Annotated in this window: 19 protein-coding genes; 9 read left to right on the plus strand and 10 right to left on the minus strand. The window is 62.9% G+C overall.

What is annotated here, in order from left to right; translation table 11 throughout:
* Positions 1-185 precede the first annotated feature (185 nt).
* Positions 186-977, plus strand: coding sequence for a hypothetical protein (locus DGI_RS07570; RefSeq protein WP_021760292.1), 792 nt, complete (start codon positions 186-188; stop codon positions 975-977).
* A gap of 149 nt (positions 978-1,126) precedes the next feature.
* Positions 1,127-1,567, plus strand: a complete 441-nt coding sequence (locus DGI_RS07575) for a flavodoxin (protein WP_021760293.1) — start codon at positions 1,127-1,129, stop codon at positions 1,565-1,567.
* A 170-nt stretch (positions 1,568-1,737) separates the two neighbouring features.
* Here the strand turns inward: DGI_RS07575 and DGI_RS07580 are convergent, their stop codons facing one another.
* The 8 genes from DGI_RS07580 to rd form a co-directional block, all read right to left on the minus strand.
* Positions 1,738-2,790, minus strand: coding sequence for a hypothetical protein (locus tag DGI_RS07580; protein ID WP_021760294.1), 1,053 nt, complete (start codon positions 2,788-2,790; stop codon positions 1,738-1,740).
* A 56-nt stretch (positions 2,791-2,846) separates the two neighbouring features.
* Positions 2,847-3,713, minus strand: coding sequence for an AAA family ATPase (locus DGI_RS07585; protein ID WP_027193374.1), 867 nt, complete (start codon positions 3,711-3,713; stop codon positions 2,847-2,849).
* Position 3,714: 1 nt separating this feature from the next.
* A complete protein-coding gene (locus DGI_RS07590; RefSeq protein ID WP_021760296.1) occupies positions 3,715-4,206 on the minus strand; it encodes a hypothetical protein in 492 nt (163 codons plus the stop codon).
* Between the two features lie 107 nt (positions 4,207-4,313).
* On the minus strand, positions 4,314-6,629 hold the full coding sequence (locus DGI_RS07595; protein WP_051286691.1) for a GGDEF domain-containing protein: 2,316 nt from the start codon (positions 6,627-6,629) through the stop codon (positions 4,314-4,316).
* A gap of 226 nt (positions 6,630-6,855) precedes the next feature.
* Entirely contained in the window at positions 6,856-7,242 is a 387-nt protein-coding gene (locus tag DGI_RS07600) for a response regulator transcription factor (protein WP_021760298.1), read from the minus strand.
* A 34-nt stretch (positions 7,243-7,276) separates the two neighbouring features.
* A complete protein-coding gene (locus DGI_RS07605; protein WP_027193373.1) occupies positions 7,277-8,332 on the minus strand; it encodes a hypothetical protein in 1,056 nt (351 codons plus the stop codon).
* A 289-nt stretch (positions 8,333-8,621) separates the two neighbouring features.
* Entirely contained in the window at positions 8,622-9,830 is a 1,209-nt protein-coding gene (locus DGI_RS07610; protein ID WP_021760300.1) for an FprA family A-type flavoprotein, read from the minus strand.
* 46 nt (positions 9,831-9,876) lie between these two features.
* Complete coding sequence (rd, locus tag DGI_RS07615; protein ID WP_021760301.1) at positions 9,877-10,035, minus strand: rubredoxin; 159 nt, start codon at positions 10,033-10,035, stop codon at positions 9,877-9,879.
* A 295-nt stretch (positions 10,036-10,330) separates the two neighbouring features.
* On the opposite strand from rd, the gene DGI_RS07620 reads away from it, so the two are divergent.
* Both DGI_RS07620 and DGI_RS07625 read left to right on the plus strand, forming a co-directional pair.
* Positions 10,331-11,032: an AzlC family ABC transporter permease gene (locus DGI_RS07620; protein WP_021760302.1), complete on the plus strand. Its 702-nt coding sequence runs from the start codon at positions 10,331-10,333 to the stop codon at positions 11,030-11,032.
* Positions 11,016-11,327 carry an AzlD family protein gene (locus DGI_RS07625; protein WP_021760303.1) on the plus strand — a complete coding sequence of 104 codons (312 nt, stop codon included), beginning with the start codon at positions 11,016-11,018 and terminating at the stop codon, positions 11,325-11,327. The genes DGI_RS07620 and DGI_RS07625 overlap by 17 nt, the downstream gene beginning before the upstream one ends.
* An 84-nt stretch (positions 11,328-11,411) precedes the next feature.
* Here the strand turns inward: DGI_RS07625 and DGI_RS07630 are convergent, their stop codons facing one another.
* On the minus strand, positions 11,412-12,167 hold the full coding sequence (locus DGI_RS07630; RefSeq protein ID WP_021760304.1) for an SDR family NAD(P)-dependent oxidoreductase: 756 nt from the start codon (positions 12,165-12,167) through the stop codon (positions 11,412-11,414).
* Positions 12,168-12,243: 76 nt separating this feature from the next.
* On the opposite strand from DGI_RS07630, the gene DGI_RS07635 reads away from it, so the two are divergent.
* Positions 12,244-15,207: an insulinase family protein gene (locus DGI_RS07635; RefSeq protein ID WP_021760305.1), complete on the plus strand. Its 2,964-nt coding sequence runs from the start codon at positions 12,244-12,246 to the stop codon at positions 15,205-15,207.
* A 201-nt stretch (positions 15,208-15,408) separates the two neighbouring features.
* Here DGI_RS07635 and DGI_RS07640 read toward each other — a convergent pair whose 3' ends face one another.
* Positions 15,409-16,926 (minus strand): flagellar hook protein FlgE, encoded by a 1,518-nt coding sequence (locus DGI_RS07640; protein WP_027193315.1) that lies wholly within the window; start codon positions 16,924-16,926, stop codon positions 15,409-15,411.
* Positions 16,927-17,109: 183 nt separating this feature from the next.
* Here DGI_RS07640 and DGI_RS07645 point away from each other — a divergent pair, with 183 nt between their 5' ends.
* The 4 genes from DGI_RS07645 (at position 17,110) to DGI_RS07660 (ending at position 22,160) form a co-directional block, all read left to right on the plus strand.
* Positions 17,110-17,367 carry a hypothetical protein gene (locus DGI_RS07645; RefSeq protein WP_021760307.1) on the plus strand — a complete coding sequence of 86 codons (258 nt, stop codon included), beginning with the start codon at positions 17,110-17,112 and terminating at the stop codon, positions 17,365-17,367.
* A 111-nt stretch (positions 17,368-17,478) separates the two neighbouring features.
* Positions 17,479-18,075, plus strand: coding sequence for a M15 family metallopeptidase (locus tag DGI_RS07650; RefSeq protein WP_235619978.1), 597 nt, complete (start codon positions 17,479-17,481; stop codon positions 18,073-18,075).
* Between the two features lie 198 nt (positions 18,076-18,273).
* Positions 18,274-20,064 carry an SMP-30/gluconolactonase/LRE family protein gene (locus tag DGI_RS07655; RefSeq protein WP_158407298.1) on the plus strand — a complete coding sequence of 597 codons (1,791 nt, stop codon included), beginning with the start codon at positions 18,274-18,276 and terminating at the stop codon, positions 20,062-20,064.
* 170 nt (positions 20,065-20,234) lie between these two features.
* Entirely contained in the window at positions 20,235-22,160 is a 1,926-nt protein-coding gene (locus tag DGI_RS07660; RefSeq protein WP_158407299.1) for an SMP-30/gluconolactonase/LRE family protein, read from the plus strand.
* Positions 22,161-22,236: the final 76 nt, after the last annotated feature.

Here is a 22,236-nt window from a genome sequence, read left to right on the forward strand (position 1 = left end):
CCCGTTCTAAAGAAAGGTTCTTCCCCCAACCCCCTTTCCAAAGACTTTTGTTAGGATTACAGCGTACTATCAAAGTGTTGGAAAGGAAGCGCGCGAGATGGGAGAACCTTTTGCAAAAAGGTGTCCCCTCTCGCAACGTCCTTTTCAAAAGTAACATGCTCTCACGTCTGGAACTGGAGGACGCCATGACCGCCCCGACAGACAATGCCGCCCCGGGCGCGCCCCGCCGGGATTTCGATCTGCTGGACATCCCCCTCGAAGGCGTGACCGCCTATTGGCTCTCCCTGCACAAGCTCCTGGAACCGCACAAAAAGCTCAAGAATGCCCAGCGTCAGATCCAGGACGAGGCCCAGTACACCACGGAACCCCTGGTGCGCTACCTGCTCGAAGTCCTGGTGAGCGACATGGACGCACCAGACATGCGCCGCCTGGGGCAGGCCCGGGCAGACATGCTCCTGGATGGCGTGGCCCGCCGGCTGCAACTCATGCGCGTGGCCCTGATGGACATGGCCACGGCCGAGAACCCACGCCGCACCCTGGCCAAAATGACGGCCCAGCACTCCATGCCTCTCATCGACGAGGAAAAAGCCTTTTCCCTGGCGCAGCAGCTCCTGGGCCTGGCCGCCACCCCGGGCTGGGAGGCCAAGGTCCATTATTTTGCCGTGGACCATCGCATCAAGGACGAAAAACTCCTGGTGGCCCTGCTGTTTCATGCCGCATGGGCCCGGCGCGAAGGCAAGATGGCCGCCCGCCAGTTCCTGCCGCATCTGCATTCTGTCTTTTTCCAGCAGGGGCTGGCCCTGGTCATCGATGGGTTCGACGCCCCCTTCCTGCGCAAACGCCTCAAGGTGCATCAGGCCGCCATCATGGCCGATGCCCGCCGCAAGACCGCCTGCTCCCTGGAGCTTGCCTGCGCCATCAAGCAGCGCCTGCCCTACGACACCGCCTTCACCATGGCCAAGGCCTGGCTGGCCTGACCGCCGCGGCGCCGCACCCGTTTCGAGCCCGTCCCGTGCTCGCGCGGCCTGCCGTGCGATGGCGGATTTTCATTTGATGATATTGACAGTGATTATCAACTTCATATATGACCCGAGCCGTCACCCTTTCACACCTTGAGGAGGCGTCAATGCCCAAGGCCTTGATTGTGTACGGCTCTACCACTGGCAACACCGAAGGCGTGGCCGAGGCCATCGCCAAGACACTCAACAGCGAAGGCATGGAGACAACGGTTGTGAACGTCGCGGACGTGACTGCGCCCGGCCTGGCCGAGGGCTATGACGTGGTGCTCCTGGGATGCTCCACCTGGGGCGACGACGAGATCGAGTTGCAGGAAGACTTCGTGCCCCTGTACGAGGATCTGGACCGGGCCGGCCTCAAGGACAAGAAAGTCGGCGTGTTCGGCTGCGGGGATTCCAGCTACACCTATTTTTGCGGCGCGGTGGACGTCATCGAGAAGAAGGCCGAGGAATTGGGCGCAACCCTGGTGGCAAGCTCGCTGAAGATCGACGGCGAGCCGGACTCTGCCGAGGTGCTGGACTGGGCCAGGGAAGTGCTGGCGCGGGTATAGGGCATTTTAATTTTGAAAAAGGACGTTGCGAGAGGGGAAACCTTTTTGCAAAAGNTCGCGCTCTCCCCTTCCAAAAGTTTGATAGTATTTTGTAATTATAACAAAAGTCTTTGAGGAAGGAGGTTGGGGGGAACTGTTTCTACAGAAAGAACGGGGTCCCCCCAACGGCATCATTTCAGCGGCAGCCCCTGACAGGCGGAGGCCCCCAGGTTGCCGAAGGCCAGGGGTTGCGGCAGGCCCGGCGCCGGGGCGGCTTCCGGCTGATCCAGCTGCAGGGAGAGTTGCAGCGTGGTCGGCGGCAGCACGCCGGAGGCCCCCAGGGAGCCCAGGCCGGCCAGCACGGCATCGCCCCGGAAGCAGACAGTCAGGGGCATGGAGATCCATTCCTCGTCTTCCGAGCACATCGAGAGTTGCCGCGACGGGCTGATGCTTTTGGCCGGGTCCGTGGTGGAGCGGATCAGGTGGCTGGCCGTGGTCAGTCGTTCCAGGCGACCCTGGGGGCAGAAGGCCAGGGAATTGATGTCGCCGCTGATGCCTTCCGGGTCAGGATCAAAGACCGTGACCGGCCCCAGCGGGGTGAGGATTTCCACGGGCCGGGCCGGCTCCAGGGAGGCCAGGGCGCCATTTTCGTGGAAGGCGAGGCCGATGCGGGCCGGCAGCGTGCCCACGGGTGTGGGCCAGGGCACGGTTTCGCCTGTCCACAGCGAAACGCTTTGCAGCGCGCCCGAAGGGTAGAAGAGCAGGCTGATGCAGCGGGCCTGCAGCACGCGGCGGCCGGCCTCCAGCACGTTGGGGTCTGGCGGCAGTTCCAGCCGCATCAGGGGCGCGGTGGCTTTTTCGTCCTGCCAGGAAAGATAGGCATTGAGCTTGCCGTCCTGGGGAAAGAGCCGGCGCAGGGCGCCGTCGGGATAAAACAGCAGGCGCTCGGCGGGTTGTGGCCCCAGGGTGGTGGTCACCAGCGTCTGTTCTTCCAGGGACAAGGCCTTGACCGTGCCGGCGGGAGTCAGTTCGATGGCGGGCCGGGCCGGGCGACGGTTTTCCGGCTCCCCGGAATCGTCGGTGTGGCGGGGGATCAGGCGGCCAAGGGGTGTTTCCAGGGGGGTGGGATCATAGAGCCGCAGCAGCCGTGGTGCGCCGCCGGCGTGGCGGTCTTCCACTTTGGCGCGGGGAATGCGCAGGGCCGGGGCCTGGGGACCCATGGAGATGGTCAGCGATTCGTACATATGTATTTTCGAGTGGGTAGGAGTGAAATCGGACGCAGGCGCGGCGTGTGGGCACTTCAGAGTTCGTCTTTGTGGAGCACGTCCTTGAGCAGTTCGCGGAAATCCTTCACCACATTGTCGCTGCCGGCGTATTCGTACACGGTCATGCCATAGGCCGGGGCTTCGGCCAGCTTGGGCGAGTACCGAATGGGCGTGCACAGGTATTTGCCGTAAAACTTTTCCAGGCTTTCCAGAATGGCCTGGGAGTTTTTGCTGGGTTTGGAGAGGTGCATGGGCAGCAGGTACTTGAGGGTCACGCCGGGGTTGTGCTTGCGCAAGGCGGCAAAATTGCGCAAGAATTCCGCAAGGCCCTGAATGGACATGACTTCCAGGGAAATGGGCGCCAGCAGTTCTTGCGCGTAAAACAGCACGTTGACGGTCAGGGAGTCCCAGCTGGGGGAGGTGTCCAGGATGATGAACTGGAAGGCGCGCTCGATGGGGCGCAGGGCCTCGGCCAGGGTGTTTTCGCCGGCGTAGTCCTTGCGGGTGATGTGGCGTTTGATCTTGGCCAGGGACTTGCCGCCGCTGAGCAGCCAGAGATTGTCCCGGGCTTTGAGCATGGCCTTGTCTGGCGGGGTATCACCCAGGATGAGGTCGGCCAGCCCGTCGTTGGGGCGAATGCCCAGCATGAAGGCGGCTTGCCCCTGGGTGTCGCAGTCCACCAGCAGGGTCTTGTAATTGTTCAGGGCCAGTCCGGCGGCCAGGTGCACGGCGGTGGTGGTTTTGCCCACGCCGCCCTTGGAAATCATGACGGCAATGGAGCGTGCACTGCCCAGGGAAAACTGTTTGCCGCAGCGTTTGCAGGGCAGGGTGGCCGGCCCGGGCGGCAGCAGCGCTGTGTCCACCTGCTGCCGAGTGCGGCAGCTCGGGCAGATGATTTCCATCCTAGCCCTTCTTGCTCAAGTGCTTGGTGATGAGCTTGAGCATGAGGCTTGACTCGCCCTTCATCTCGAATTCCCTGAGGGCGATGCGCAGGGAGATGGCCACGATGTCCGACATGGAAACCTGACTTTTGTAGTCGTCGGGAACCATCTTCTTGATGTGGTATTTTGCAGACTTGAGCCGATTGTGCAGCTTGGGCGGAAAGTAGACCGTGGCTTTCTTTTTGTTGGCGGGCACGGCCAGGCGGAAGGAGCGGTACTGCTCTTCGGCGTCGGGGTCTGCCAGTTCCAGCAGGATGTTGCGGGCGTACTGGCCGGGTGAGTCCTCCGCCTCGCTCAGACGGAAGGAGCGGTACTGCGGCTGAGCCACCTCGCTTTTATCCCGGTAAAGCAGGGTGTTGAGGTCGTCAACTTCGTCGGTGGAGGCGGGATCGTTGGCGCCTCCCAGCAGCTCGGCCAGGATGTCGTATTTGGGAGTCTGGTGTTGTTCCGTCATGGAGCCTGTCCTTCCCGGGAGTGTGGCGTGGTTCGGATGCGGCATCATGAAAAAGCATACAGCAACTGCGCTCAAAAAGCCAGCAGCGACCGGGGGGAAGTGGGAGGCTATGCGGCGGTGGCTGCAAGCAGGGGCTCGCGCACCAGGGAGTTCCCTTCCACGCTTTTGGCGTGTTTTTTCACGGCGGCAGTGCGGTTGGAGAGCAGTTCCATGCTGAAACAGGCATCCATGGGGCAATCAATGACGGCGATGGACAGGGACGTGAGGGGGAAGCGCCCCGTCTGCCCGTCGCGGCCCTTGCCCACAAGGTAGCCGCGGGCGGCGTCTTCCGGGGAATACAGTTCCTTGGAGCGGAGGGCAAAGTGGTGCATGATGTGATTGCAGATGTCCACCACCCGGGCGGGGTCTGCCATCACCAGAAAATCGTCGCCGCCGATGTGTCCCAGGAAGTCGCCTTCGCCGCCGCAGAGCTTCACGGCCTCGCGCAGCAGGTCTGCCGTGAGCAGGATGATGCGGTCGCCGCGCTCGAAGCCGTAGACGTCATTGTAGACCTTGAAGTTGTCCAGATCGATGTAGGCCATGGCCGTGGGATGGCAGCCCTTGAGCCGGCGTTCGATCTCGCGTTCGATGGAGACATTGCCCGGCAGGCCGGAGAGGGGGTTGGCTCCCTTGGCAAGCTCCACCTGGGTCTGGGTCAGCTGGTCGAGCATGCGCTGTACGGACACCACCCCCAGGAGCTTTTCCTTGTCCACCACGATGATGTCGTCGTAGACCTTGGTGGACTCACGGACCATGGCCAGGGCGGCTACATCTTCGATGGGCAGGTCGCCCTCCACGATCAGCGGGGCGGGATCCATGATACGCGCCACTTCCCGGTTGTAATACAGGGACATGCCGAACTGCGTGGAGAGGTGGCGGTCCGTGTTGTACTGCATCAGCAGCCCGCAGGGCCGGCCGTTGCGCACCACCACCATGCTGGTCTGGGCTGGTTTGTCCGCCAGTTGCTCCTTGATTTCGCGCACGGTGGCGTTCTCGCTGGTGGTGGGGCAGGGCATGACCAGCTCCCGGATGGGGGCGGAACATTTCCAGGACTGGCCGTCCGCCTGGGTGAAGCCGGTCTTGCACGGGATGGCCACGCAGGGCGAGGCCGGTTTGTAGCCCGGCACACCCAGGCAGTTGCCCTGGCCGGCGTTCACGCCCATGGAAACCAGGGAGCTCAGGGCGGTTTCCGTCTCGATACCCACGGCGATGGTGCGCGCGCCGATGCGCTGGGCCAGGAAGAGCAGGGTTTCCACCATGCTGCGGTGGTATGGATTGGTATCGATGCCTTCCACCAGGGAGATGTCAAACTTGATGAAATCCGGGCGAATGAGAGTGATGTTGCGCAGGCTGGAGTCGCCGGAGCCTACATCATCAATGGCGATGGCGAAGCCTTTGGCGCGGAAGCGTTCGATATCCCTGAAAAAGAGATTCATGTCCTTGAAGCCTTGGCGCTCGGCGAATTCCAGGACGATGTTGTGCGGCTTGAGCCCGTAAGCCTCGATTTCCTCCAGCAGCAGGCCGGGGGTGAAATTGGGGTCGGCGATTTCGTCGGAATGATTGTTCAGGAACAGTCGCTGATTGGAACCCACCTGCCCCAGGCCCGTGAGGGCCTTTTCGCGGCAGAGTTTTTCCAGCCGAAAGGTGGCGCCTGCCTCCCGGGCCAGCTGGAAGAGCATCTGCGGCGAGGAGAAAAAGGTGTTCTCCGGCCCGCGGGAAAAGGCTTCCCAGCCCATCACCTGGCTGGTTTCGAAGTCCACGATGGGCTGGTACAGCGTGGTCACCTTGCCGCGTTCCACAATGCACTGAAATTCCTTGTGCAGGGGAGGGGAGGCCACGTCCCTGGGCCGGGCGCCCAGCCGCTGGGCGTGCAGGTAGGCGCGCAGGAGCACGCTGTCCATGTCGCCGGCGGCGTGGCTGTCCACATAGGCATACCCCACATGGATATCGCAGGCTGCGGCCACCTGGGACGGCAGCTTCATGGCCAGCCGTTCCCGGGATTGCATGCGGAACATGTGCGCGGCGTTGGCCAGGGCGACGATATCCGGCGGGATCTCAAGAAACAGCATGAACGAGGAAAACCCTACCCGGGCCGAGCATATCAGCCGGGCCTGAGGGAAAAATCCCGGGAAGGCGGCGATGGCGTCGCGCTCCAGCATGTGGACCAGCTCCACGCCGATGTGATCATCTTCCGGGGTGGACAAGGCGTAGTAGTTGGCCACATCCACCGTCGCCAGGCCGATGTTGCGCTGGCGGTACAACTCCTTGAGCCGCCGCCACTGCTCCGGCGCGACATGTGGCTCCAGGCTGGGGATGCCCTGGGCCGGGGACGGCTGCCCCTGCACGTACCGAAGGCGATTGGCAAGATATTTCGTAAAGCGCATGGCAAAGGCTCCTGTGGCGGCTGGCGTGGCCGGATGTGCACCGCCTGGGCTGTACCACAGAAGCCCCCTGCGCAGGGGGGCAGGGGATGTGACAAATGAGTGAAGATTGTGAGACGGGAAAATCAGGACGGGGATTTCCCGCATGCGAAGCCGCAGGCACGTCTGTTGCCGGGCAGCGGGCAGAAAAAAACGGGCGTTGCGTGGGGTGCAACGCCCGGGCAGGCCGTCAGTCCACGATCTGCAGCAGTTCCTTGGCCAGATCCACCACTTCGTCGGGGTCGAAGGGCTTGGTCATGTAATCGTATGCGCCGATTTCCAGGCCCTTTTTCTTGTCCGCCTCCTGGCCCTTGGCGGTGAGAAGCACCACCACGGTATCCTTGAGCTCGGGGTCGTTCTTCACGGCGGTGCAGACCTCGTACCCGTTCATCTTGGGCATCATGATGTCCAGGAAGACCACTTGCGGCCGTTCGGTCTTGATGAGCGCCAGGCCTTCTTCGCCATCGGCGGCGGTGAGGATTTCCACGGCGAACTCGTCGGCCAGATCTTCCAGGGCCTGTTCCAGCAGGGTGCGGATGTGCAGCTCGTCCTCAATGATGAGCAGTTTCTTGCCCATGGGATTCGTTCCTTTCTGCTGCCGGCTGTCCCCGTCAGGGCAATGCCACAAAGCCCAGGCGGGTGGCCGGGTATTTGTCTGTGATGACCAGGACGCCGCGAATCGGCCCGCCCCCCCCGTGCTGCGATATCTGCGGGTCCACCACCTGCCCTTGCGCCTCGGCAGGAGCCTCCAGCATGGCGGCGCCTTCCCAGTTGGAGGGCAGCATGCCTCCGGCAAAGGGCAGTAATGGACCGCTTATTTCTATGCCATCCGCGGAAAAATGCAAGGGTACCAGGCGTTCCACCGTGGCAGAAACATTTGGTTTGAGTCCGGGGCCTTCTGCGGCGGGTTGCAGCAGCTCGGCCTCGCCGGTCCAGAAGAAATTCAGACCGTAGAACGCGCCGGAGCCGTCCGCACCGGTCACGTCCGTGAGCCGGTATTCCAGGGCCGGAAAGCCCAGGCGTTCCTGCAGCACAAGATCCTTGGAAAACACCAGGACCTGGGTGCGCGGATTCACGTTGCGCCCGTTGGCCTCGAAAAAGACAACCACCTTGCCCTGATGCACCAGCAGGGCCTCGAAGGCCATGTTGGGCAGTTGGGCCGGCGGATCCAGATGCACTTTGCTGGCAGGGTCCATGACGATGCGGTTGCGGGCCCGGTCCACCCGGCCCTTGACCAGCCAGCCGTGCATGCGCTTGTTCTGGCGGGCTTCGATGCAGGCATACACAGTGTCGCCGTCAAAGGCGATGGCTTCGTAGCCTTCGTAGCCCGGGATGCTTTTGGCCAGGCCGCCATCGGAAAATTCCCAGCGCACGGGGATGATGGGCGCGGCGGGATTGTCGCGCAGCCGCTCCACCAGGGCATCCTTTTTGACAAAGAACAGCCCCCCGGCCCGGGCGGGATATTGCGGCAGCATGACCAGCCGATCCTCCCACCATGCCAGCCCGGAAAATTCCATGGAGGCTGCCGCCGCGAGGCCGTCCAGGTGGAATTCCACCAGGGGCAGGGGTGCGACAGCGTCTGCCGCCGCCCCCGGCTGCGGCATTCCCGCCAGCAACATCAGCCCCAGCCAGAGCGTGCGCATCACGCGCAGTGGACGTGCATTCATGCGGCCATGCTAGCCGATTCTCTCCCTGCTGGCTAGGGTCTGGCGCCAACTGGTGGAAAGGACGTCAGAGGGGAAACCCTTTCTATAGAGAGGGTTTCCCCCGAGTGTGCATTGCCTTAAAGCAGTTTAATTTTGAAAAAGGATATTGCGAGAGGGGAAATCTTTTGCAAAAGGTTCTCCCCGCTCGCAATATCCCTTTTAAAAACTTTGAGAGTGACCTTGAATCACAATAAAAAGTCTTTGGAAAGGNAGGTTTTCCCCCGAGAGTTCTTTTCAAAAACAACGTGCTCTAGGCGGCCAGCTTGGCCTTCAGGGCCCTGGCGATGGTCTGCGCCATGGTCTTGAGCTGTTCGTAGTCCGCATGGGTGGGGACGTTCTTGACCTTGACCGGGGTGGCCGGCATGTCGAAGCCCATGCCGGTGAGCCATTCGGCCAGGACCTTGGTGGATTCCCCGCTCCAGCCGAAGGAGCCGAATGCGCCGCCGATCTTGTTCTGCGGCCGCAGGCCCTTGATGTACTGCAGCGTACCGGCCACATACGGCAGGATGCCGTTGTTGTGGGTGGGAGAACCGACGATCACCGCGCCGGCATCGCTGATTTCGCTCATGATCTGCGAATGATGGCAGGCCTTGCACCACATGAGCTTCACGGTGCAGCCTTCATCGCGGAAGGATTCGGCCAGCACACGGGCCATCTTTTCTGTGGAATGCCACATGGAGTCGTAGAAGATCACCACCTTGTTGGTGGGCTTCTGTTCGGCGTATTCCACATACTTCTGCACGGCGAAGGTGCACTGGTCCGCGCCGCGGAAGATCACGCCGTGGTCCGGGCAGATGAATTCCGGCGCCACGCCTGCGCCCACCAGGGTCTCAATGGCCTTGAGGGTCTGCGGGGCGTAGGGGTTGACGATGTTGGCGTAGTATTCGCGCATGGCCCGTTCCAGGGTGTGGACCGGGATCTGGTCGCTGAAGCGCTCGCTGGCGGCGATGTTCTGGCCGAAGATGTCGTTGCTGATGAGCACCTTTTCGTCGGCGAACCAGGAGACCATGCTGTCCGGCCAGTGCAGCATGCGGGTTTCGTAGAACGTGACCGTGCGCTTGCCCAGGGAGAGCGTTTCCCCGTGCTTGACCACCTGCACGGGCCAGTCCTTGTAATGGAAGTGGGATTCCATGGCCTTCTGGCCCAGGGAGGAGGTGAAGATCTTCTCGGGCTGGCAGGCTTCGATGAGGGCGGGCAGGGCGCCGGCATGGTCCAGCTCCAGGTGCTGGATCACCAGATAGTCGATCTTTTTGGGATCGATGACGCTGGCGATGCCGCAGAGCAGCTCGCCTTTGTACTCGGCCTTCACCGTGTCGAAGAGCGTGGTCTTTTCGTCTTCCACCAGATAGGCGTTGTACGTGGTGCCCATGGGCGAAAGCGTATAGCCGTGGAAGTCGCGGCTGTTCCAGTCAATGGCGCCCACGAGGTGGAAGCCGTCAATAATCTTAGTCGCTTGCATAGTTCAGTCCAACTTGATGCGGTATTTGATGATGAGACGGGCGCAGCTACTGCTTTTCGAAGGCGTCCTTGGACGCGCCACACACGGGGCAGGCCCAGTCGTCGGGCAGGTCTTCGAACTTGGTGCCGGGCTTGATGCCGCTGTCGGGGTCGCCCTTGGCAGGATCGTATTCGTAGCCGCAAACGGTGCAGACGTAGATATCCATGGGAGTGCTCCTTGCTATTTTTACCGGGCGCAATGGCCGTCGGTTGCCGGGATGACGCCCGCCCACGCCTAAAGCTGGGTGAGTCGCCATTGTGCGATGTACATTTTTTGAGGGGGAACTTCAATCCCTGCGGATGATTTTTTGAGCAACTCCACCGGTTGGCCGGCAAGTTTGTTTGGCAAATCAACACCCTCCACGCCGTGGCAGCCGAGCAATTTCGTTCAAGACCTGCGGCGCACCGCATGGCAAGGACCTGGTGTTCGCAAGACTGCATCAAATAAAGAGGACAATGCACATGGCTTCGGAATTCAGACGCGGGTTCACGGCCCTGCTGCCCGTGGCCGCCAGCGTGGCGGTGTACGGCAGTGTGCTGGGCGTGCTGGCGGCGCAAAAGGGACTGGACTGGCTGGACATCCTGTACATGGACCTGGCGGTGTTCGCCGGGTCTGCGCAGTTCGTGATGGTGGAGATGTGGGGCGAGCGGCTGCCCGTGCTGGAGATGGCGGCGGCGGTGCTGGTGATCAATCTGCGCTATCTGCTCGTCGGCGCGTCCCTGGCGCCGCTGTTCCAGGGGCAGCCTCTGTGGCGCAAGCTGGGCGTCATCCATCTGGTGGCGGACGAGAACTGGGCCGTGACCATGGCCGAGATGCGCCGCGGCCGGGGCACCGTCATGTTTCTGCTGGGCGGCGGGGTCTGCCTGATCGGCATCTGGACCCTGGGCACCGTGGTCGGGGTGCTGGGCGGCTCCCTCATCGCGCACCCGGAGGAATATGCCCTGGACTTCGCCTTCACCGCGGTGTTCACGGCCCTCACGGTGGGCCTGTGGCGCGGCAAACGCGATTGCCTCCCCTGGCTGGTGGCCGCCGTGCTGGCCGTGCTGGCGGAACGCTGGCTGCCGGGCAAATGGTACATCGTCATTGGCGGCATCGGCGGGGCTATCGCGGCCATGCTGCAGCCGGAATCCACCCAGGAGGCAGCGCATGCAACCAGCCGCTGAACTCGACATCTTTCTGGCCATCGCCCTGGCGGCCCTGGCCACCTACGGCCTGCGGGCCGGGGGCCTGCTGCTGGCCGAACGGCTGCCCAAAACCGGCCGGCTGCGCCGGGGCATGGATGCCCTGCCCGGGGCGCTGCTGCTTTCCCTGGTGGTGCCGTCCATCGCCAATGCCGGCCCCTGGGGGATGCTGGCCGCAGGCGTCACCGCGTTGGTGGCCTGGCGCAGCCGCAACATGCTGGCGGCCATGCTCCTAGGCATGATCGTGGTGCTGGCGCAGCGGCAGTTGGGGTTATAGTGGTACAGTCAACCTACTGAAAATGTTGTCTACCAATAGAAAGTCTTTGGGGAGGGGTTCCCCCCGAACAATCCATCTCCCGTCTCACACCTGCCCCACGCGCACGATGTGGCCGTGCCAGGGGCGTGGATCTTCCTGCAGCAGCCGGGCCAGCCACACGGCCGAGGCCTGAGCCGAGAGCAGTTCGCCACGTTCGTGCCAGGGGGTGAACGTTGCCCGCACGGCCTCGCCGCCGCCGCCGGTCGCCTCCCGGGCCTGCTGCTGCATGCGCGTCTCCACCTTGCCGGGCTGGTAGACGAAGCACGTCACCGCGTCGGTTTCCGCTGCCAACTGGCGCATCAGGTGTTCTTCGAAGGCCTTGGCCGCGCAGTACAGCCCGATGCCCGGCATGGCGATGGAGGCAGCCCCCGAGCCGAACAGCACGTAGAGCCCGCCGTCTTTCTGCCGCATCAGCGCGGGATACGCCGCCCGGGCCAGCTGCCAGGAGGCCTTGCAACTGGCGTGGGTCACGTCGTCGTATTGCTTTTCGTCCAGCTCCCACAGATGCGGGCCAGGATGCAGCACGCCGGCGGCATGGATGATCCCGGCAAACCCGCCCAGGGTTTCGGCCTGTTCCACGCAGGCCCGGGCCACCCTGGCGGTGGCGGCGTCGCCGTCCACCACGGCCACCTTGATTTTGTAGCCGGCTTCCAGGGTTTTTTTGGCCTCCTTCAGCGGCGGTTTGGAGCGGGCGTTGAGCACCAGATTCGCGCCCTGCATGGCCAGGGCGTCGGCCAGGGCCCGGCCGATGCCGTGGGAGGCCCCCGTCAAGACGATGGTTTTATTTGCCAGCCAACTCATGTATACCTCCCGATCTCATGGCCTTGCCAAATTTTCTGCACGCGCGGCCCATGCTGCCCGTTTTGGAGGAGCATCGATGACATCTGCATCTGTCCTGCATGGCTTTGTTTTGGAACGTGAAGCCACGCTTCAGGAATATCATACCGTCGTCCACCTGTGGCGTCATCAGAAGACCGGTGCGCGCTATTTGTCCTTGTGCAACAAGGACGACAACAAGGTCTTTGCCGTCACCTTCCGCACCCCGCCCAAGGATTCCACGGGCGTGGCGCACATTCTGGAGCACTCCGTCCTGTGCGGATCCCGCAAGTACCCCGTGAAGGAACCCTTTGTGGAATTGATGAAGGGCTCGTTGCAGACCTTTCTCAACGCCTTCACCTATCCGGACAAGACATGCTACCCCGTGGCGTCCACGCATGCCAAGGACTTTTACAATCTGATGGATGTCTATCTGGATGCGGTGTTCTTTCCGCGCATCACCCGGGAGATTTTCATGCAGGAGGGCTGGCACCTGGCCCGGCCCGAGCCGCAGGAGCCGCTGCAGTTCAAGGGGGTGGTGTACAATGAGATGAAGGGCGCGTACTCCTCGCCGGACAGCGTGTTTCGGGAGATCATCCAGCATTCGCTGTATCCGGATACCCTGTACAGCCTGGATTCCGGCGGCGACCCGGCCGTCATCCCCCAGCTGACCTATGATGCCTTCAAGGACTTCCACGCCCGCTACTACCACCCGTCCAACGCCTATTTCTTCGGCTATGGCGACGATCCCGAGGACGAGCGCCTGCGCCGCGTGGCCGAGTATCTCGACCAGTTCGAGCCCCTGGCCGTGGATTCGGCCATTCCCCTGCAGCCGCCCTTTGCCGGGCCGCGCCGCATCGAGGACGTCTACGCCGCCGGCGAGGAAGGCGGGCAAAAGGCCTTCTTCTGCTGCAACTGGCTCCTGGGCGAGACGCTTCCCGAGGGCGACACCGTGGCCGCGGCGGCGGAGAATCTGGCCTGGAACATGCTGGATGAACTGCTGGTGGGCCTGCCCGGCGCGCCCCTGCGCCAGGCATTGCTGGATAGCGGCCTGGGCGAGGATCTGGCCGGCGGCGGCCTGGAAGCCGAGCTGCGGCAGATGTTCTTTTCCACCGGGCTGAAAGGGATTGAGCCGGAGAACGCCCAGGCCGTGGAGACGCTGATCCTGGACACCCTCACCGATCTGGTGGAGCAGGGCTTCCCGCCGGAATACGTGGCCGCGGCGGTGAATTCCGTGGAATTCGACCTGCGCGAGAACAATACCGGCAGTTATCCCCGCGGGCTCAATCTCATGCTCCGGGCCCTGTCCACCTGGCTGTACGACAAGGATCCCCTGGCCCTGCTGGCCTTTGAAGCCCCCCTGGCGCACCTGAAGGCACGTCTGGCCCGGGGTGAGCGGGTGTTCGAGGAGATGATCCGCACCCATCTGCTGGCCAATCCTGCCCGCACGGCCGTGCTGTTGACGCCGGATCCCACCCTGGCCGAACGCCGTAGCCAGGAAGAAGCCTCGCGCCTAGCAACCATGCTGGAGACCCTGCGGGCCGACAATCCGAACATCGAGGACGATGCCGCTCGGGACGCCGCCCGCCTGGAAGCCCTGCAGGCCATGCCCGACGATCCCGCCCAGCTGGCCACCATCCCCCACCTGCTGGTGGCGGACCTGCCGCGGGAAAACCAGATTCTGCCCATCGCCGAACAGACCATGCACGGCGTGCCCGTCTGCACCCATGCCCTGGATACGGCCGGGGTGGTCTATCTGGATCTCGGCTTCCATCTGGACGGCCTGGGCCGCGAGGCCCTGGCCCTGGTGCCCCTCTTTGGCCGGGCGTTGGTGGAAACCGGCACCGCGCAGCGGGATTTCATCTCCCTGGCCATGCACATCAGCGCCACGACCGGCGGTATCGATCCGGCCACCTTTGCCGGTACCCGCCTGGACACTGCCGCGCCGGCACAGCTGCTGTTCCTGCGGGGCAAAGCCACCGTGGCCAATCATAAGGCATTCTTTGATATCTTGCGGGAAGTGCTTTTGGAGGCCACCCTGGCGGACCAGGAACGCATCCGCCAACTGGTGCTGGAGGAAAAGGCCCAGATGGAAGAAAGCCTGGCGCCGGCCGGGCATGCCATCGTCGTGTCGCGGCTGCGGGCCGGGCTCAATGCCGCAGGGCAGGTGGCCGAGGTCATGGGCGGTTTGGAACAGCTCCATGTGCTGCGCCGGCTGGCCGAGCAGGTGGAGTCGGACTGGCCGGCCGTGCGCGAGGCGCTCTTCCACCTGCGCAATGTCCTGCTGCATCGGGCCAATCTGCTGGTAAACATCACCGCCGAGGCCGACGCCCTGGCGGCCATGGAACCGGCCCTGGCCCGGCTGCTGGCCGCCCTGCCTGCCGCAGGCGCCCCGCAATCAGCCAATGTCTTTCCCTTGCTGGAGATCCCCGCGGCAGAGGCCCTGTGCATCCCCTCCCAGGTGAATTTCGTGGGCCTGGGGATCGACTGTTACGGCCAGGGCCTGACGGCCCATGGCTCCCTGCAACTGGCGGCGCGGTTCGTGCGGTCCGGGTATTTGTGGGAGAAGATCCGCGTCCAGGGCGGCGCATACGGTGCGTTCTGCTTCCTGGACCGGTTGTCCGGGGCGCTGAATCTGGTCTCGTACCGCGATCCCAATGTGGAACGCACCCTGGATGCCTTCCTGGCTCTGGGGGACTGGCTGGCCACGCTGGATCTGACCCCCGCGGCCATGGACAAGGCCATCCTGGGCGCCATCAACGAGGTGGATGCCTACCTGCTGCCAGACGCCAAGGGCTACATCGCCTGCCTGCGCCGGCTGACCAACGATACCAACGCCGGCCGCCAGCGCATGCGTGAAGAGATTCTGGCCGCCACGGTGGAGGATCTGCGTCGCCTGGGCCGGTTCCTGCAACAGGCCCTGCCCCAGGGCAGGCTGTGCGTCATCGGCTCGCGCCAGACCCTGGAGCCCCTGGCCCAGACCCGGCACCGCGGGCGGGACTGGACGCTGCAATCGCTGCTGTAAGGCTGGTGTTGGGGGTGAAGTAAAGGCGTTGCGAGAGGGGAAACCTTTTGCAAAAGGTTCTCCCCTCNCTCGCGCTCTCCCCTTCCAAAACTTTTGTAGCAAATTGAATTCACTAATAAAAGTCTTTGGGGAGGGGGTCTGGGGGAACCCCTTTCTATAGAAAGGGGTTCCCCCAGAAGCTCTTTTCAAGAGCACCCTGTTTTAGCGTTTCAGGTTGATGGCCGTCTGCAGCAGGCTGTCTGTGGTGGTAATGATTTTGGAGTTGGCCTGGAATCCCCGCTGGGTGGTGATCATGGTCACGAATTCCGAGGCCAGATCCACGTTGGAGAGTTCCAGGGTGCTGCCGGACACCGAGCCGAACATGCCTTCCCCTGCAAAGCCTTCAACAATTTCCCCAGTGGTGTTGTTGGCCGAGTACAGGTTGCCGCCTTCGTGGGTCAGGCCGTATTCGTTGGTGAAGTCGTAGAGCCGCAGGCGGTAGAGGTCCGCGGTTTCGCCGTTGGAATAATCGCCCACCAGGGTGCCGTCCGCGGCGAAGGAAACCCGGGTGAGGGAGCCTTCGGGGTAGCCGTCCTGGTCCTGAAAGGAATTGTAGGACGTGCCGGAATAGGCGGTGGAGCTGCTGGCGCTGCGGGTGGCGTCAAAGGAAGAAAGCACGGAGCCGCTTGCGGCGTCCGCCAGCGTGGAATCGCCGGTCCAGGTGCCCGTGGTGCTGGAAAGGCCGAAGTTGAGGGATGTGGTCATGGTGGCGCCATTGGAGAACGTGGCGGTCATGGACGGTGCGGCATCCGTGCTCAGGGTCGCCAGGCTCCAGGTGCTCAGATCCGTGGGGTCGCCGGCGCCGGAATAGGTGTATGCCGTCTGGCTCGTCAGCACGCCGTCGCTGCTGAAGGTGAGGGTGCCGGACATGAGCATGCCTGCGGCGCTGGTGCCGGCCAGGGCGGAACCATCCTCCGCGCCGGGGACGGCGGCAATGTAGCCATAGATGGTGTCGCCGGTCTGTTCGTCCTGACCCACCTTGGAGTAATACACCGACAACGTGTGCTTTTCGCCGGAGGAGTCATAGACGGTGACGGTATCCGCGTACGAATACTCATCGGCGGAAAGCGGCTCGGTTGCCGAGGTGCCATCGTAATTGGCCAGCATGGAGGCCAGGGTGGGGGCGCTGGTGTCGCCCATCACCGAGCGGTCAAGGTTGGAGGCCAGGGTGACGGCGGCGGTGCTTTTGGCGGCCAGGGTGGGCACCTCGTTGGCGTCGGTCCACAACCGTACATCGGTGGTCACATCGGACAGGGTGCCGTCCGTATTGTAGGCCACGCCGCGCACGGCATAGCCGTTGGTGTCCACCAGGAATCCGTCCTTGTCGAAGACGAAATTGCCGGCGCGGGTGTAGTAGGTGCTGTCGTCCTCCATGTTGCGCACGGCAAAAAAGCCCTTGCCGGAGATGGCCACATCCGTTTCGGAGGAGGTGGTCTGGAAGGACCCCTGGGTGTACATGGTCACCACGTCCTGCACACTGGAGCCGTGTCCCGTCTGCGCCATGCCCACGGTGGTGCTGGTGGCGGCGGACGCAACGCTGCTGCTCATCAAGTCCTCGTATCGAATCTGGGAATTCTTGTACGCCGTGGTGTTCACGTTGGCGATGTTGTTCCCGGTGACCTGCATGCCTGCGGAATGGGTCTTCATTCCGGTGGCGCCGATATACAGTGCGCTCATCATGGTGAAAGCTCCTTGCGCGGCCGCTCGCCGCCTCCCAATGCCGGGGGCGGGAAGATATTGCCGACATGAGGCACAAAGCAGGGATCGTGCCGGCGTGCGGGCCTGCAAGGCTTGCCGGGCGCACATTGCCAGCCCGACAAGACTGTCGTATGTTCTCAAAAGACTGCAACAAGGAGCGCCGCCATGCAATGGAGAACCATGCACACTGCGACAGCGCGGACAATTTCCGCCATGCTGACGTCAACCGCAGCCCTTGCCATGCTGCTGGCCATGGCAACTGCCGCAACCGCAGACAGCAAGAAGGTGGAAGAGTACAAGAGCCCCTTTGTGCGCATCACACCGGAATCCCTCAAGCCGAAGCCGTATGACCCCAGCTGGCAGAAACGCCAGGAAGAACGACTCAAGCAGGGCATGGCGCCCAACGTATCGCGTCCGAAATAACGCGGCGCATCAGAACACATTCCCACAAAAGGCACGACGATGCATCGGGTCCAGTGGCTTTTTTGCGGTGTCGTGGTCGCCCTTGGCATGGTGTGCGGTGCTGCTGCCGTCATGGCGGACAGCAATCTGACCAGCGGGCAGGCAATTTTCATGAACCAGCCCCCGGACGTGCTGCCCGAGGTCCAGGCGCAGCAGGTGCTGGTGTCGGTGCCGTATCACGGGTTCGACGGCGCGGTGCATCAGGGGCAGGTGGTCATCCACAAGGCCCTGGCCGAGGATGTCGCCGCGGCGTTTGCCGTGATGTTCACGCACCGGTTCCCGCTGGATTCGGTGCTGCCCATCGCCCATCCCACCATCCTGGCCAAGGGGCCGTATGGGCTGTCTTCGGAGACGAACAACACCTCAGGCTATGTCTGGCGGCCGGTGGTGGGTGCGCAACAGCTGTCCATGCATGCCCTGGGCCTGGCTGTGGACATCAATCCGCACCTGAATCCATACATCAAGGGCAAGCTGATCCTGCCTCCGGGGGCCACGTATGCCCCGGCCGCTCCGGGGACGCTGACGCCGGAGTCGCCCGTGGTGCAGGCCTTCAAGCGCCTGGGCTGGACCTGGGGCGGGGACTGGAACAAGGCGGAAAAGGTGGATTACATGCACTTCCAGAAAATCCCGCCGGGCTGGGAGGACTGGGTGCGACAGCATCGGGACTAGGATAGGGGGCGTGGGGTTGCAACGTTTGACATCGTTGTGTTTTCTGCATTTTAAATTGGTATTGACATATTTATTTGACTTAATTATAAAATTTTTGGAACTGTTTCAGCCATTGCGATAATTTCTTGCGGTCCTGCGATTCGTGCGCCCGGCGGAGGGGTTATGCGGCATGCGGTGGGAGTGTGTTGGCGCGTTGTCATGTTTCTGGTCGGGGTGGTGTGGTGTGTGCCGGCGGGCACAGCCCTGGCCCAGGCGCTCCCCACCGTTATGGGCCACTGGCCCGAGGGGGTGACGGTCACGAGGCCGTCCGGGGTGGCCGTGGCCCAGAACGGTACGGTCTATTATTGTAATGATCTGAACGAGGTGGTGGCCTTTTCTCCCGGTGGGGTGGAGGAAGCCCGCTGGGGCGGCCAGGGCAGCGGCGACGGGCAGTTCAGCCATCCGCGCAGCATCGTCGTGGCCCCGGATGGCTCGGTGTATGTGGCGGACGCGGCCAATAACCGTATCCAGAAGTTTTCCTCGGCCGGGGTGTTCCAGATCAAGTGGGGCAGCGAAGGCAGCGACGATGGGCAATTCTGCTACCCGTCCGACATCGCCATGGGGCCGGACGGGTCGGTGTATGTGGCGGACACTAACAACTATCGCATCCAGAAGTTTTCCGCGGCCGGGGTGTTTCAGGCCAAATGGGGCAGCAGCGGCAACGACGACGGGCAGTTCATGGGCCCCGAGGGCATCGCCGTGGCTCCCGACGGCACGGTGTACGTGGCGGATACAATGGGTGACCGCATCCAGCGGTTTTCCGCAACCGGGGAATTCCAGGTCACGTGGGGCAGCTTCGGCAGCGACGACGGGCAGTTCAACTTTCCGCCGGGCATCGCGGTTGGTGCGGACGGCTCGGTCTACGTGGCGGATTATGGGAATGATCGCATTCAGCAGTTTTCCGCGGCCGGAGAGTTTCAGCGCCAATGGGGCAGCCAAGGCGGCGACGACGGACAGTTTTCTCTTCCCACAAGGATCGCTGTGGCCTCTGACGGCTCGGTGTACTTGGCGGACAATTGGAACAATCGCATTCAGCAGTTTTCCGCGGCCGGGGTGTTTCAGCATAAATGGGGTAGCCAAGGCGGCGACGACGGGCAGTTTTTTTCCCCCGAAAGTATCACTGTGGCTTCGGATAGCTCAGTGTACGTGGCGGACACAGGCAATGACCGCATTCAGAAGTTTTCGGCAACCGGGGAATTTCAGGTCACATGGGGTAGCTACGGTCACGGCAATGGACAGTTGGACTCCCCGCGCGGCATCGCCGTGGCTCCAGACGGCTCAGTGTATGTGACGGACATGAGGAATTACCGTATCCAGAAGTTTTCCTCGGCCGGGGTCTTCCAGACGACGTGGGGCAGTAGCGGCAGCGGCGACGGGCGGTTCAGCGGCCTCAGGGGCATTGCCGTGGCGGCGGACGGTTCGATTTATGTGGCGGAGGCTGGCAACCATCGCATTCAGCAGTTCAGTGCTGCAGGTACGTACCTGCGCCAGTGGGGCAGCGAGGGCAGCGGCGACGGGCAGTTCATAGAACCACACGGCATCGCCGTGGCGCCTGACGGGTCGGTCTATGTGGCGGATACTGGAAACCATCGCATCCAGCAGTTCAGTGCTGCAGGTACGTACCTGCAGCAGTGGGGCAGCGAGGGCAGCGGCGACGGGCAGTTCAGCCATCCGCGCAGCATCGTCGTGGCCCCGGATGGTTCGGTGTACGTGGCGGACACGAACAACCACCGCATTCAGCAATTCAGCGCTGTCGGTACGTACCTGCAACAGTGGGGCAGCTACGGCAGCGGCAGCGGGCAGTTCAATAGTCCCCGAGGCATCGCCGTGGCGTCTGGCGGGTTGGCGTACGTAACAGATACGGGAAATCACCGCGTGGTGGTGTTTCCAGTGGAGATTGAGGCCTTCACTGGAGGCTTCCTGCCGGCCATGCATCTATTGCTGCAGTAGCGGCGGGCAGATGGGGAGCGGCCATGCCGCTGCAGGGGGGCGGCGCGTGATGCGCTGCTGCGCGCTTGCGACAGGCAGCAATTGCGCGTAGCATTGCAAAAGCTGGTGCGATTCATCTACCCGGTGGAGGGCGTATGCGGCATGCGTTGGGAGTCCTTTGGCGCGTTGTCGTGTTCCTTTTCAGCATGGTGTGGTGTCTGGCGACGGGGGCTGCCCTGGCCCAGACGCCCCCAACGTTCATTGCCCACTGGCCCGCTGGACTGACGGTGACGAATCCGAACGGGGTGGCCGTGGCCCAGAACGGCACCCTCTATTATTGCAATGGGCTGCACGAGGTGGCGGCCTTTTCCCCTGGCGGGGAGGAGGAAGCCCGATGGGGCGGCCAGGGCAACGGCGACGGGCAGTTCTACGCTCCGCAAAGCATCGTCGTGGCCCCTGATGGCTCGGTGTACGTGGCGGACATGTACAATCACCGCATCCAGAAGTTTTCCGCGGCCGGGGTGTTCCAGGCCAAATGGGGCAGCCACGGCAGCGGCGACGGGCAATTCCTCTCGCCACGCGGCATCGCCGTGGCGTCTGATGGCTCGGTGTATGTGGCGGACACGGGCAATCACCGCATCCAGAAATTTTCCGCAACCGGGGTGTTTCAGGCCAAATGGGGCAGCAGCGGCAGCGGCAACGGGCAGTTCAGCTCTCCGCGCGGCATCGCCGTGGCGTCTGATGGCTCGGTGTATGTGGCGGACACGGAGAACCACCGCCTCCAGAAGTTTTCCTCGGCCGGGGTGTTCCAGACCACGTGGGGCAGCAGCGGCAGCGGCGACGGGCAGTTCAACTCTCCGCGCGGCACCGCCGTGGCGTCTGACGGCTCAGTGTACGTGACGGATTCGAACAATAATCGCATCCAGAAGTTTTCGTCGGCCGGGGTGTTCCAGACCAAATGGGGCAGCTACGGCAGCGGCGACGGGCAGTTCAATTCTCCGCTGGGTATTGCCGTGGCGTCTGACGGCTCGGTGTATGTGGCGGATACATACAATTACCGCATCCAGAAGTTTTCGTCGGCCGGGGTGTTCCAGACCAAATGGGGCAGCTACGGCAGCGGCGACGGGCAGTTCAATTCTCCGCTGGGTATTGCCGTGGCGTCTGACGGCTCGGTGTATGTGGCGGATACATACAATTACCGCATCCAGAAGTTTTCGTCGGCCGGGGTGTTCCAGACCACATGGAGCAGCAGCGGCAGCGGGGACGGGCAGTTCAACTGGCCGCGCGGCATTGCTGTGGCGGGCGATGGATCAGTGTACGTGGCGGACACCGGCAATCACCGCATCCAAAAGTTTTCCTCGGCCGGGGTGTTTCAGAGCAAATGGGGCAGCCAGGGCAGCGGCACCGGGCAGTTCAACCAGCCCACGGGCGTTGCCGTGGCGCCGGACGGCTCGGTCTATGTGGCGGACTATGGCGGCCACAGCATCCAGCAGTTCTCCGCGGCCGGGATGCCCCTAGCCAAGTGGGGCAGCTACGGCAGCGGCGACGGGCAGTTCAACTATCCACATGGCATTGCCGTGGCATCTGGTGGCTCGGTGTATGTGGTGGACACGTACAATCACCGCATCCAGAAGTTTTCTGCGGCCGGGGAGTTTCAGGCCAAATGGGGCAGCAGCGGCAGCGGCGACGGGCAGTTCAACTATCCGTTAGGCATCGCCGTGGCGCCTGACGGCTCGGTGTACGTGGCGGACACAAGCAATCACCGCATTCAGAAGTTTTCTGCGGCTGGCGTGTTCCAGGCCACATGGGGCGTCTGGGGTGACGGCGACGGGCAGTTCAGCCATCCGCAAGGCATCACCGTGGGCCCGGATGGTTCGGTGTACGTGGCGGACACGCACAATCACCGCCTCCAGCAGTTTTCCGCGGCCCGGCAGTTCCAGGTTGCATGGGGCAGCTACGGCAGCGGCAACGGGCAGGTTGCGCTTCCGTTTGCTGTTGCCGTCGGGGATCGTAATGATTATATCTATGTCGCTGATGCGTCCAATAGCCGCGTCACGGTGTACGCACTGGCAAAAAAAGCCGGCGTCGTACCGGCCATGAACCTGCTGCTGCAGTAGCATGTCTTTTGACGGTGGGGGGAGCACCTTTTTTTGCAACGGTGTTCCCCCCGCACCCTCTTGATGCGCGCCCTGC

It is taken from the genome of Megalodesulfovibrio gigas DSM 1382 = ATCC 19364 (assembly GCF_000468495.1).
Classification (GTDB): Bacteria; Desulfobacterota; Desulfovibrionia; order Desulfovibrionales; family Desulfovibrionaceae; genus Megalodesulfovibrio; species Megalodesulfovibrio gigas.